Raw genomic sequence first — 12,353 nt, forward strand, 5'->3', positions numbered from 1 at the left:
AGATTTATAATCGAGGTTTTGCGGTTGTACATTTGATAGTTTATAAGACGATAGAAGCATTTAAGGCTTAATTGCTACAGAATTGTTATCGCGATTGCTTATAACGTGCTATAGTTTGTTGATTTAGTGGTGTAATGGTTGCTTATTTATGTTTAATTTTGTAAATGTTAAGCGGTGGTTGCAATCGGTGTGTTGCGGTGTGTTGCGGTGTGTTGAAGTGCCTTTATGATTTTAGAATCATAAGTATTTGACTGTGTTTGACTATATTTGATTTTGTTAGATTTTATTAGATTAGATTTATTGAACTTATTTTTAGGGGAGACTATGCAAAAGGAATTTTCAATCGGTAATTCTGGCGATTTTAGCAATCTTTTAAGCCTCGCTGTTATAGTGGCTCTTCAAAAAGAAGCTCAGCCTATTTTGCAAGCATTTAATGGTGAATATAAGTCTTGGCAAGATTACGGTGTTACTTTTATTCAAGGTAAAATCGCCTCTAATAACAAAGAAAATAGCGCGATTCTTACAATATGCGTTGCTGGAATGGGAAAGTGTGCAGCGGCTGCAGCTGCCCAGGCTCTTATAATTGAAGCCAAGCCGCAAGTGTTGATTTTTAGCGGAATTGCGGGCGCTTTAAACCCTCGTCTTGGTGTTGGAGATGTTGTTATAGGCAAGAATCTTCACTATCTAGAAACAAATACTCAAATTATTGCCGAGTGCTCTCCGTATAAGGCCGTTTTTGAATCGGATTCAAAGCTGTGCAATTTAGCAGCAAATCAGGCGAGGCTATTGGGATTTAGGCTTGAAAAGTCTTTGCAAGAATTATCTTCGGCTGCTTGCGATTCTTGTGCGACTTTTAAGCAAAGCGCTGCCAACAAGAGCGAAAATGGCGTTGCTTATGTTTGCGGAAACATTGCAACAAGCGACCAATTTAACACAGATCCAAAGATTCTAGACGCAGTTCGCAAAGAGGTTTTTGGCGATTGCGAAGAGATGGAAGGCGCTGCTGCAGCACATATTGCAGCTAAAAATGGCGTGCCGTTCCTTGCGATTCGAGCAATGAGCAATCGCTGTGGAGAATCATACGAGTCGGTTGATGCGCATAAAGACGATTTAGTTCTTGCAGCAAATCGCGCTGGAAGCTTAACTTTGAGCGTTTTGAACGCGCTTTTAAAGTAGATTGCGCTTTAAAGTAGTTACTCGTTTTTAGGCGCTAAATTAAATCCGCTAAAAGTAAAACCAGGGCTTACAACGCAAGAAACTAATACATCTGCGTTACTAGGCACAGTTCGTTGCCATGTTCCAGCAGGAATCACAAGGTGACCGCGCGTAGATAAGCCGCTGCCATCTTTAATGTTTCCAAGTGTAAAGCTCTGCGAATTTGCCTCTGCACAAGGATTTACGCCGCAACCGCCAAGCTCAATCATAAGATTTGCTGGCCCATGCCAAAGCCAAATCTCGTCTGCATCAACTTTATGCCACGCGCTTGAATCGCCAGCTGGTAAAAGAAAGTAAATAAGCGATGCAAGTGGTCTTGGCGCGTTTGCACTAGAGTTTTCGTCAATTTGCGCGTTGTTTGCGCTCGCATCTGCGTTGTTTGCGCTATATAACTGCGCTGCTTGCCAATCGCGAGTGTACCATCCGCCTTCGGGGTGGGCTTCTAGGTGCAATTCTTTAACAAGATTTTTAGCGTAATCGCTCATATCTTCTGCATTGACGCTCATAATATCTCCTGATATTTACTGTTTTATTTTGTGTTGACTTATATGTGTTGACTTATATTTGCATTGATATTAGTCAAGTGTTATTGCGCAAGTGTTATTGCGCAAAAGCGCCATTATTGTACACAAGATTTCCCGATATTACTGTTGCTTTTGCACTTCCTGCGCCGTGGCGAACAAAATTGTGCAAAGTCTCTTCCACACCTTGCGGAGAGTTTGTATCGGTTGGAATGTTAAAGAATGCAAGGTCTGCCGTGGCTCCAGCATTAATCTGTCCAATTCTGTGCGGGCCTACATGCAAGCCCATAACGCTGGCTCCTCCTAAAGTGAGCATGCGAATAATGCGATGCGTTAAATCATCTTTTCTATAGCCCTGCGCTGTTGCTAAGTCGTAGACTTTTGCAGCATCGTCTAAAACATCTAAAGATGGGGAAGAAGATAGCGAATCCGTGCCAATCGAAAGCAGATTTCCTTCTTCCATATAGTCGCGAATTGGCGCGTCTCGCTCGGTAACCGTAATGCGATTGGATCTTGGGCAAAGTGCCACGCCAACTCCGCGCTGGCGCAAGATCCTGCGGTCTTCGCCGTCTGCCCAAACGCCATGCGCAATATGAACGTCTGGCCCCAAAGACCCAAGCTGATCCAAAAATTGTATTGCGGATGCCGTCATTCCGTGCGATTTAAGTTCGCTATAGCTTTCCCAAACATTGCTATTCCAATCTGGAGCAGAATACGTAGTTAAGGTATCTGCGTGGTTTCCCGCCTCCATTGGCGTTTCTGCAAGGTGTATATGCAAGCGCATATTTAGCTGACGCGCAATGTCTGGCAAGTCCACAAATGGCTCGGTTTCTAGGCTATAAGGTGCATGTGGGCTAATACCTATACTCGGTATGCTGCCGTTGTTCATCATTTTGCCAAGCATCTCTAGCAGCTTAGCGTAGCCTTCTTCCTTCCAGTCAACGTTTTTCCAGCCCATTACCTCCCAATAGGCAATTCCGTGCATTCCCTGGCTTGCAAGTGCGCCAACGGCTTCAATGTCGGTTACAATATCGGCGGCTGCGGTTGTGCCAGCTTCCACCATCATTCTTGCGCCTTTGTATGCGGAATCTTTCCACGTAGTTAAAGAAGGGTTTTGCTGCTTATCTTCGTGCAATTTGTCGTAAACAACGTTGAATCCCTGTTCCCAATCGTGGAAATTTCTATATTCTGCGCGACCTACGCTCGCCATGTTTGTGTATTGCAAATGCGTGTGAGCGTTTATAAGGCCTGGCGTCATAAGCCCATGCCAATGCTTCTCGTTTCTAAACATTTGCATATACGATTCGCTAGGCATCTCACTTTTTAGCGTGTTTAAAACCCATTGACGTGTTCCAACGTGCACAACGCGCCCGTTAGATACAGCAACAGCACCTTCGGGGATTATTGGCCCCGTTACTGGAATAACCATTGCTGCGCTGTATAGTGTAACTTCGCTAAGTGGTGTTGGGTGTGCGAGTGCGCGTATTGGGTCTGTAAGCATTGTGTTCCTTAAGGAATTATGTTGTACTACTTTTGTTGTTTTTATTCTATTATTGCCTAGATTTATTATGTTTTGGTTAATTGATTTTAGTTAATTGGCTTTTTCTTCCGCAAATCGCGTTAAATCCCACTTGTAGCCGTTGTTTTTATTGGCTTCGCTTGCGCTATATCCGCGTTTTGCCAGTGCGATGCTTGCTATTTGCCTATCGGAGCTTTCTGGAAGTTGGTAGATTCCAGAATCAAGTCGATTTTCGTTGTCATTATTGTTATTGTTATTGCCATTGTGCTCTAGCAAATACGCAACCGCGCTCACTTGAACAGCAAAGCTAAAGTCCATAATCTCAATTGGGTTTCCGCCGCCAGTTGTGTAGTTAGTTCCGTCTCCTTCGCTTATTAACGTAATTTGCGGGCCTAACGGAACTTGGATTTTTCTTTGCGCGGTTCCAACAATCGGCTTAAAATCAGGGATTTCGTCTAGTGCAATCTCGTTTGCAATTCCACCAATAACAGCCAAAATCGCGTTTTCTTGCATGCTCTGCATGTGTTGCAATGTAATTGTGTGACGAACGCCAGTTGCAGAAACAATCATATTGCTTTCTTTAACAGCACAATCAAGATTTTTAGCTTCAAATCCGTCGAAAACTGCGCGCAAAGCTTGAACTGGGTTAGTGTCGCAGATTGTAACTTTTGCGCCCAGAGCGCGTATTCTTAATGCAAATCCACGGCCCACTGGCCCGTATCCAACAACGGTTACTTTAGCGTTTTTAAAGCATTCGCTTCCAAGAATTTGCTGCATTGTTGTAACGCATGTTTCGCCAGTGCCGTGACGATTGTCAAAATCAGTTTTTAAAGCGCTGTTATTCACTGCGATTACAGGGTAGTGCAGGTGACCCGCTTTTTGCATTGCTTCAAATGCGCGCACTCCGCTTGTTGTTTCTTCTGCAATGCCTATTAGATTTGCTGCGATTTGCGGGCGCTCCAGGCTTGCTAGGCGGGCAAAGCTAGCACCATCGTCGATTATTATGTCTGGCTGTATATCGTCTAGAAGATTTAGTGCGCCTTGGTGTGTTTGCTCAGGTGTCCACTCGCGATTTGCCTGCACCAAAATGCCCTCTTTTTTAAGCTGATCTGCCACTCGCTGATCTGTTTCGTCTGGGCCGCAAAAAACGCCCACAATAGCGCCATGCGCGTGCAACTCTCTTAGCAATGCGGCTGTTTTTGGCTCCAGCACAAGGCAAACGGCTATTCTAACGCCTTTTAAATTAAGACCATTTTCTTGTAAATCATTAAGTAGCGTGCGCATTACTGGCATGTGGCTTTGCGCGTAGTCAATGGCGTCTTTTCCGCTTAATTTAGGCGCGTCTATAGTGGTCTCTAGGTTTTTTTGGCAGATTTTTACGCAAAAATCAGCGTCTTCCTTAGAATCTACAGGAATTATTCCCCAAGATTGCGTGCTTTGCAGGAATTTTTGCACATTGCTGTTGTTGATGTTATCGCAGTTATCACTGTTGTTCTCATCAATTACATCTTCAATAAACACTCGCGAACCTGCAAGCGAGCGATTAGTTTTTTGCGAAGTAAACGCAGCCCATTGGCTAAAGTCCACCATATTTATCTCCTACAATCCCAGCGCGCTCAACGCTTCTTTAAGATTATTTACCTCAATTACATCAATTCCTGCAACATGAATCTTTTTTTGCAAACGGCAAACAATCGCACGCTTATAGCCAATTCTGGCCGCCTCTTTAAGTCTAGTTTCCATTCTAGAAGCCGAGCGAACTTGGCCAGTTAAGCTAATCTCACCAATTGCGCACGTAAATGGCAAAACTGGCTTATTCTTTGCTGCGCTTGCAAGGGCCGCCACTATTGCTAAATCGCAAGCAGGCTCTTTTGCCTTTGCTCCAGCAATCGTAGAAACATAAAGATCTTTGGCAAGAAGATTCAATCCTCCATGCCTATACAAAACTGCGGTAAGCATGGCAATTCTGTTTGCATCTACTCCAGAAACTGCACGTCTAGGGGCAGGCAAAACAGAGTTTGTAACAAGCGCCTGAATCTCAATAGCAAGGCTTCGATTGCCTTCTAAAGTAAGTGTTACGCATGTGCCTTCGTTTTTGCAATCCTCGTTAGAAGACAAAAACAGGCCAGAAGGATCTAGAACTTCTTCAATGCCACATCCACTCATATCGAAGCAGCCAACTTCGTCTGTAGGCCCAAAACGATTTTTAACAGCGCGAAGCATGCGCAAAGCGGTTTGACTGTCTCCTTCAAACTGGCAAACAGTGTCTACAAGGTGTTCAAGTGTGCGCGGGCCTGCAATCGAGCCGTCTTTTGTAACGTGACCAACTAAAAGCACTGGAATATTACATGTTTTAGCAACGTCAATAAGTGCACTAGCTACTTCTCGAACTTGAGTGGAGCCTCCTGTAATGCCCTCAACATCGCTAGAAACAATGGTTTGTGCTGAGTCAACAATTGCAAGAGTTGGCTTATACTTTTCGATTAGCGCTAAAGCTGTGTTTAAGTCTGTTGTGCTAGCAAGAAGAAGATTTTGACTTATGGCGTTTATGCGTGACGCGCGCAATTTTACTTGAGACTTTGACTCTTCTCCAGAAATATACAGGACTATGCCTTTTTGGGATTCGTTTCTGCTAACTTCTGCGATTTTGCTGCAAGCATTGGCCACTTTTCCAGCGGTTTCCAAAAGCAAGGTGGATTTTCCGATTCCTGGTTCGCCTGCTATAAGTGTTACAGACCCTGGAACAAGCCCTCCGCCTAAAACGCGGTCAAATTCGCTAAATCCCGTGTGTATTCTAATTCCATTGTCTGCTTGAATGCTGCTAATTGGCTGTGCGTCTACGCTAGAATCAAGGTTTAATGCGGCAATCGCGTTAGCTTTTGCGCTTCTAGAATTTCTAGCAGATCTTAAAGTTTTGGAGACGCCACTTTGCACCTTTGGCTCGCTAAACTCGCTTAACGTACCCCATTCGCCACATTCTGGGCAGCGTCCGTACCATTTTGATCCGCTCCAACCGCATTCGGAGCATAAGTAGTAAGTAGAAGATTTTGCAGCCATGATTTGACGCTAGCCGCATTTGTAGACATTTTACCGTCATAGTTTTGTGAGATAATCCAATTATGATTAACGGCATTATTGGGGTAAAAAAATGAATTTTTATGCGAATAATTCTTCTACTTCATCTAAAGGTTTTTCGGCATCTCATAATAACTTGCGTAAGGTGATTGTTGTTGCCGCAATAGTTGTTGTTTTGGCAATTGTTTCTGCATTTGTTTGGCCAGGGTGGGCGTTAAATCGCCAGCAAGCTGCACAAGATGCTAAAACGCATGTGTCTTCTGCTAAAACGCCTTCTATTAAGGCTAAGGATTTGCCTAGCACGTCTACCGCACTTTTAAAATCTATGCCAGATACCGTTCTTGATTTTGCGCGTGTTGATGCTGCTGCCAGCGCAAAATGGTCTTCTGCTTCTCCGCTAGAAGAATATACAGTTAAGTATTCTACGGGTGAATCTGGGAGTGATATTTCGCTAGTTGTTGCTCAGTGGAGCAGCCGCGATTTAGCAAACAAGCAGTACGAACTTTTGGTAGATGGATTAAGTGGCGTAGATGTTGCGTCTGGAAAGATTCAAGTTTCTGGCAAAACCACTGGAAGCTATGTGCTAAAAACAGAGTCAGGCAATAAATCGAAGGCTAGTGCTGTTTGGCAGAACGATACCTCCGTTTTTGAGATAACTGGCTCAAAGCAGTCTGTTGAAAGATTCTACAAGCAATTCCCAATGTAAATTTGCGCTAATATAAGCCGTTTTGCATGTGTTTTGCATGTGTTTTTATAAAATTTTGCTTTAGGATTTTTCAAAGTCGTTAAAACGGTGTAACATTAGGCAAGTTGCACACTTTACATATGAATGGAGGCTTCAGATGGGTTCTGTCATCAAGAAGCGCCGCAAGCGGATGAGCAAGAAGAAGCACCGCAAACTGCTGCGTAAGACTCGTCATCAGCGTAAGTAATAGCTGCTTGGCGCGCCTGCCCGTTTGGGCACGTAACACTTTTAAAAGCGTTGGATTTTTCCGGCGCTTTTTTTTTATTGCGCTTGAGGATTATTGCGCTTGAGGATTATTGCGCTTGAGGATTATTGCGCTTGAGGATTATCGCGATTACCCTGATTGACGACTGTAAAAAATTTCCCGAAAATGTACGTAAAACAGTGGATTTTACGTACATTCTCGGGAAATGATTGGTTAAATATTAGATTATGCGTTTACTTATTTGGGTTTGTAAGCGTGCGAGGGCCATTTGGATCGCCAACAATCACAGTATCAACCATGTTAAGGAACAATCCATGCTCAACAACGCCAACAGTTTCAATTAAATCTTTAGCAAGCTCCTGTGGGTGATCAATGCGCTCCAAGTGCAAGTCAACAACAAAGTTATTCTCGTCTGTGCGTACCTCTTTGCCATTGGCATCCAAGCGCAAAACTGGCTTGTATCCGCGCTTTTCAAACTTGCGAATAACCTGTGCGGAGCCAAATGGAATTACCTCAACTGGGAGTGGGAACTTGCCGATTGTGTCTACAACCTTGCTTGCGTCTACAATCCACACAATGCGATCGGAGTTGATTGCAACAATCTTTTCCCAAAGAAGAGCTGCGCCGCCGCCCTTAATTCCGTTAAAGTTTTTGTCTACTTCGTCCGATCCATCAATCGTAACGTCAATATGGTCAACATCGTTAATATCAAGAATCTTAATTCCGTAGCTTTCTGCCTGCTCTTGCGTACGGCGAGAAGTGGTAACTCCCGTAAAGCTTAAGCCTTCTTCTTTAACTCGGCGACCAAGCTCATCTACCAAAAAACGAACGGTGGATCCTGTTCCGAGTCCAACCATCATGCCATTTTGTACGATTTTTGCAGCTTCAATTCCAGCGGCCTTCTTTAGCGCGTCTTGTTGTGCTTTATCCATTTGTGCCTACTTTCTTGCCTTTGGCAGGCTAATATCGCGCGATTTTGTGCGATACTGCGCCATTTTTAGCGATTATCTAATCGCATCTATTTCATACATATTACATATTAGTCTGCGTTAAGATTATTGCGCGTTTAGTGAGTATTAGCGCGTAGTCTTAATGTAGAACTCGGTTGGGTCTAGTTTAAAAGTGCCATCTGGCATAACGTATCCGCTTAACTGTATGTTGCCCGTTATAAATCGGGGATTTCCGTCAAAGTTGGAGCTTGTTTGTGGAGCGGGGCTAAATTGCAGAACGCCACTAACGCTTAGCCCTGGTACTGGTTTATATTCCACTTTTGCATCTGATTTTTTATGCGCTTCGCAAGCTGATTCCTGTGTTGTTTCACACTTTGTTTCACGCGTTATCTGCTCGGCTTTAGTGTTATCGACTTTAGTGTTCTCGGCTTTAGAATCCTCGGCGTTTTTGCAATCAAAATCTGGATTCACACTTTTTCCAACGCATCTGCCAATGTGATATTCGCTACTAGAAATTGTGCCATCCAACAGCATTTTTGCGTCTTGCGGAACATCAACACCATCTGAATATTCAGAAGAAATCAACGATTTCCATCCTTCTAATGGCAAATATCCATCCTTCAATTTGCTGCGGCAATCTTCGGCGTAAGTTCTAGCAAGATTGTCAACCTTTTCGTTTCCAGCGTTTCCAGCATGACCCTTAACCCAAACGAACTTAACAGGGCCTTTTCGATTGCAAATTTCTGCATCAATCGCGCGGATTAAATCTGCGTTTTTTACAGGCTCTTTTTTGGAGTTCTTCCAACCGTTCTTTTTCCAACCGTGAATCCAAGTGGTTGCACAGTTAATCGCATATTGCGAGTCGCTTTCGATTGTTAAAGGCTCACTTCCAGGGTGTGCGCGCAAAGCTTCCAGAACAGCACATAATTCGCCAATTTGATTAGTGCCATTAGTTGCACCTCCTGCGTCTGCATTTCCACTGTGATTGTGTTCGCTAGCATTGCCTAGATTATCTAAGTGATCTGCCCAAGCCCAGCCCATTGATCCGTTTGGGTTTCCAAGTGCGGACCCATCGGTAGAAACAACAATCATTGCAAAACCTTTCAAAAATGCGCTGGCCGCATTAGCAACCAGCGCAGATATAAAAGCGAATTAATCGCAAATCAACTTCGACTAATGTGTTTAACTTTAACTAGTCGCGCCAAAGCCTTACGCCAAAGCCTTGTCTACTACGGCAGTAGCTTCTTCAAGCACCTTATCTAGCGCTTCTGGAGAAACGAAGGATTCAGCGTACACCTTGTAAATGTTTTCGGTGCCAGATGGGCGAGCAGCGAACCAATTGTTTTCGGTTGTAACCTTTAAGCCGCCAATCTTTGCGCCGTTTCCTGGAGCTTCCGTAAGCTTTGCAGTAATATCTTCGCCAGCAAGCTTAGTGGCTTCAACGTCGCTGCCGCTTAGAGATGCAAACTTTTGCTTTTGCTCAAGCGTTGTTGGAGTATCCACGCGCTTGTACCAGCTTTCGCCAAAGCGAGCAACCTGATCTTGATGGAGCTGAGCTGGGTTCTTGCCAGTCTTTGCAGTGATTTCTGCAGCGAGCAAATCAGGAATCAAACCATCTTTATCGGTGGTCCAAACGCGGCCGTCTTTGCGCAAGAAGCTCATGCCAGAGCTTTCCTCGCCGCCGAAAGCAACTTCGCCACTAAAGAGTGGGTCAACAAACCACTTAAAGCCAACAGGAACTTCCACAAGCTTTGCGTTAATCGAAGCAGCCACGCGGTCAATCAAGGAAGAAGACACAAGTGTCTTGCCAATTGCTGTGTTCTTTGGCCAATCTGGGCGAGCGCCGCCGAACAAGTATTCCACGCACACTGCAATGTAGTGGTTTGGATTCATAACACCCCAGTTAGGGCACACAATTCCGTGGCGGTCGGCATCTGGATCGGTGCCGCCAACCAAATCGTACTTATCCCAAGCGCCAGCATTAAGCTGATCAACCAATCCCTTCATTGCGTAAGGGGAGCTTGGATCCATACGAATCTTGCCGTCGTGGTCAATGGTCATAAATCGCCAAGTTGGATCTACGTCTGGGCGCACAACGCCAATATTCAGGCCGTACTTTTCGTTCATAAGTGGCCAATAGTTTACGCTTGCGCCGCCCAAAGGATCAATTCCCAAGCGCACGCCGCTAGAGCGAATTACATCAAAGTCAATAACGTTTGCCAAGTCGCTAACGTAGTGTTCGCGGTAATCGAAGCCTTCTACTAAGTCAGACTTAATTGCCTCTTCAAAAGGCACGCGCTTAATGGACTTGTAGTTGTCGAGCAATTCGTTTGCGCGGTTTGCAATCGCATTAGTTACGTCTGCTGGGGCAGGGCCGCCAGTTACAGGGTCGTACTTAAAACCGCCGTCGGTTGGAGGATTGTGCGAAGGAGTAACGACGATGCCGTCGGCCAATCCGTCTCCGCTAAAGCGCTGAGTGCCATCTGCTGCGCGGTTGTGCGTCAAAATTGCTTGCGACACAACAGGTGTTGGCACAAAGTCGCCGCGGGAATCCACGCGAACGTGAACTCCGTTAGCAACCAAAACCTCAATTGCTGTTTTTTGAGCAGGCTCCGAAAGAGCGTGTGTGTCTCTACCAATATAAAGTGGGCCATTAACGCCAGCGCTCTTGCGATATTCAGCAATTGCTTGCGTAATTGCCACAATATGAGCTTCGTTAAACGAAGTTTTTAAAGCAGAACCACGGTGACCAGACGTGCCGAAAATCACGCGCTGTTCTGGAATGTTGGAATTTGGAACTTCATCGTAGTAAGCGCCAATTAAAGCGTCAACGTCTACTAGATCTTCTGGGGTGGCGGGCATTCCCGCATTTTTTGCTACCATAATTTTTTATTTTGCCACGGCGGCGGTATTTTAATGTAAGTCAGCGTTATTTTGGGTTAAAGAAGATTGCAGACTTTGCGGCACGCGTACGCATAATGCTCGTTTATCTACACTAAAACGCAGGTGTTTTGTGTATCCCAAAATATCTCCATCAACCTGCACTGGAGCAGATCGCTCAAGCTTTACAATGGCCTCCAGCCCCTGCGATTGGTCAATTTTGGAGTTTGTTGAAAGTGGGCTTTGTTGCGCTTTGCCTGTAACCGTTTGATGCACAACATCTCCAAATAAGTTAGCCCATCCAATTAATCCGCCAGAAGTGTCAATAACCTCAAAGTCGAGTATGCCGTCGTCGTAAGCGGCATCTGGCATAAGCGAAAACATTGGAATTTGTCCACAGTTTCCAGCCATAAGAGTTCGGAAAGATATTGATTTAGCTGTGTAATCCGTTCCATCTGTGCGCGTAAAAGTAACGTCTCCGCGGTATTTTGGCGCAAACAAGTGCTTAACGCCTGCAACAAAGTACGCCAGCCAGCTTATGTTCTTTTTAAGCGCGGGATTAGTGTCGTCTATCATAAGCGCGTCGAATCCAATTCCCGCAATAATCAAAAATGCGTGACCATGATCTTCGTATGGCTTGTCGAGTATAAAAACGCGACCAACGTCAACAAACCTAGAACCATGGCTAGTGGCCACTTTTAGCGCGGCTTGAACATCGTCTACTGGAATCCCCATATTTCGTGCAAACAGATTTCCCGTGCCGATTGGAATAATTCCCATAGCGTGGTTTGTTCCGCTAACTGCGCTCGCAACCGTTCTAACAGTGCCATCTCCGCCAACAGCAACAACAACGTTTGCGCCATTTTTCAGTGCTTCTAGCGCGCATTCGCGCCCATCCTTGTTAAGCTGCGTATCTATTATTTCGTACGTAAAATCGTTGGAAGCGCAGTAATCTTTAATGCTTTTTCGGTATTGTTCGGCTTGTGGTTTAGAAGGATTAAGTATAAAAGCGTAGTGAACGCTGTCTTCGTGCCTTTCCGATAATTTTTCGGCTAAATACTGCTTTTTCAAGGCGCGCGCGACTATCATAATGACGAATGGCGCAAAAACTAGCGCAAAAACAATCACCATTAACGCAATTGTTGCTTGAATTGGCATATCTGGCATATTCTCATTTTTGCACATATATTCGAGTTGTGGGCATTATTTTTCTAATAATTGTCAAATAATTTCCAATATTTAA

Annotated in this window: 11 protein-coding genes; 3 read left to right on the top strand and 8 right to left on the bottom strand. The window is 44.7% G+C overall.

Going from position 1 to position 12,353, the window contains the following annotated elements:
- Window positions 1–324: 324 nt before the first annotated feature.
- Complete coding sequence (locus tag ACZ0NX_RS02150; RefSeq protein ID WP_464405237.1) at window positions 325–1,176, top strand: 5'-methylthioadenosine/S-adenosylhomocysteine nucleosidase family protein; 852 nt, start codon at window positions 325–327, stop codon at window positions 1,174–1,176.
- A 17-nt stretch (window positions 1,177–1,193) separates the two neighbouring features.
- Here ACZ0NX_RS02150 and ACZ0NX_RS02155 read toward each other — a convergent pair whose 3' ends face one another.
- The 4 genes from ACZ0NX_RS02155 to radA form a co-directional block, all read right to left on the bottom strand.
- Entirely contained in the window at window positions 1,194–1,721 is a 528-nt protein-coding gene (locus ACZ0NX_RS02155; RefSeq protein ID WP_464405239.1) for a cupin domain-containing protein, read from the bottom strand.
- Between the two features lie 94 nt (window positions 1,722–1,815).
- Entirely contained in the window at window positions 1,816–3,237 is a 1,422-nt protein-coding gene (locus ACZ0NX_RS02160; RefSeq protein ID WP_060786852.1) for an amidohydrolase family protein, read from the bottom strand.
- 90 nt (window positions 3,238–3,327) lie between these two features.
- On the bottom strand, window positions 3,328–4,845 hold the full coding sequence (locus ACZ0NX_RS02165) for an adenosylhomocysteinase (RefSeq protein WP_464405241.1): 1,518 nt from the start codon (window positions 4,843–4,845) through the stop codon (window positions 3,328–3,330).
- A gap of 9 nt (window positions 4,846–4,854) precedes the next feature.
- The gene (gene radA / locus ACZ0NX_RS02170; RefSeq protein ID WP_464405243.1) at window positions 4,855–6,312 is read right to left on the bottom strand and encodes a DNA repair protein RadA; all 1,458 of its coding nucleotides are present in this window, start codon (window positions 6,310–6,312) and stop codon (window positions 4,855–4,857) included.
- A gap of 91 nt (window positions 6,313–6,403) precedes the next feature.
- Here radA and ACZ0NX_RS02175 point away from each other — a divergent pair, with 91 nt between their 5' ends.
- Together ACZ0NX_RS02175 and ACZ0NX_RS02180 are read left to right on the top strand one after the other, a co-directional pair.
- Window positions 6,404–7,036 carry a hypothetical protein gene (locus ACZ0NX_RS02175; RefSeq protein ID WP_464405245.1) on the top strand — a complete coding sequence of 211 codons (633 nt, stop codon included), beginning with the start codon at window positions 6,404–6,406 and terminating at the stop codon, window positions 7,034–7,036.
- Between the two features lie 136 nt (window positions 7,037–7,172).
- A complete protein-coding gene (locus tag ACZ0NX_RS02180) occupies window positions 7,173–7,262 on the top strand; it encodes a 30S ribosomal protein bS22 (RefSeq protein ID WP_004268639.1) in 90 nt (29 codons plus the stop codon).
- Between the two features lie 251 nt (window positions 7,263–7,513).
- Here the strand turns inward: ACZ0NX_RS02180 and rpiA are convergent, their stop codons facing one another.
- From rpiA to ACZ0NX_RS02200, 4 genes are all read right to left on the bottom strand, one after another.
- Entirely contained in the window at window positions 7,514–8,212 is a 699-nt protein-coding gene (gene rpiA, locus ACZ0NX_RS02185) for a ribose-5-phosphate isomerase RpiA (protein ID WP_016635466.1), read from the bottom strand.
- A 144-nt stretch (window positions 8,213–8,356) separates the two neighbouring features.
- Window positions 8,357–9,322, bottom strand: coding sequence for a ribonuclease H family protein (locus tag ACZ0NX_RS02190; RefSeq protein ID WP_464405247.1), 966 nt, complete (start codon window positions 9,320–9,322; stop codon window positions 8,357–8,359).
- Window positions 9,323–9,439: 117 nt separating this feature from the next.
- Window positions 9,440–11,113 (bottom strand): phosphoglucomutase (alpha-D-glucose-1,6-bisphosphate-dependent), encoded by a 1,674-nt coding sequence (gene pgm / locus ACZ0NX_RS02195; RefSeq protein WP_464405249.1) that lies wholly within the window; start codon window positions 11,111–11,113, stop codon window positions 9,440–9,442.
- Window positions 11,114–11,143: 30 nt separating this feature from the next.
- Entirely contained in the window at window positions 11,144–12,277 is a 1,134-nt protein-coding gene (locus tag ACZ0NX_RS02200; RefSeq protein ID WP_060786870.1) for a diacylglycerol/lipid kinase family protein, read from the bottom strand.
- Between the last annotated feature and the right edge of the window lie 76 nt (window positions 12,278–12,353).

The organism is Gardnerella rara, from assembly GCF_055452355.1.

Coding starts and splice junctions, on each gene's coding strand:
- ACZ0NX_RS02150 (WP_464405237.1), top strand. CDS start 325: ATGCAAAAGGAATTTTCAATCGGTAATTCTGGCGATTTTAGCAATCTT.
- ACZ0NX_RS02190 (WP_464405247.1), bottom strand. CDS start 9,322: ATGATTGTTGTTTCTACCGATGGGTCCGCACTTGGAAACCCAAACGGA.
- radA (WP_464405243.1), bottom strand. CDS start 6,312: ATGGCTGCAAAATCTTCTACTTACTACTTATGCTCCGAATGCGGTTGG.
- ACZ0NX_RS02180 (WP_004268639.1), top strand. CDS start 7,173: ATGGGTTCTGTCATCAAGAAGCGCCGCAAGCGGATGAGCAAGAAGAAG.
- ACZ0NX_RS02155 (WP_464405239.1), bottom strand. CDS start 1,721: ATGAGCGTCAATGCAGAAGATATGAGCGATTACGCTAAAAATCTTGTT.
- ACZ0NX_RS02200 (WP_060786870.1), bottom strand. CDS start 12,277: ATGCCAGATATGCCAATTCAAGCAACAATTGCGTTAATGGTGATTGTT.
- ACZ0NX_RS02175 (WP_464405245.1), top strand. CDS start 6,404: ATGAATTTTTATGCGAATAATTCTTCTACTTCATCTAAAGGTTTTTCG.
- ACZ0NX_RS02165 (WP_464405241.1), bottom strand. CDS start 4,845: ATGGTGGACTTTAGCCAATGGGCTGCGTTTACTTCGCAAAAAACTAAT.
- ACZ0NX_RS02160 (WP_060786852.1), bottom strand. CDS start 3,237: ATGCTTACAGACCCAATACGCGCACTCGCACACCCAACACCACTTAGC.
- rpiA (WP_016635466.1), bottom strand. CDS start 8,212: ATGGATAAAGCACAACAAGACGCGCTAAAGAAGGCCGCTGGAATTGAA.
- pgm (WP_464405249.1), bottom strand. CDS start 11,113: ATGGTAGCAAAAAATGCGGGAATGCCCGCCACCCCAGAAGATCTAGTA.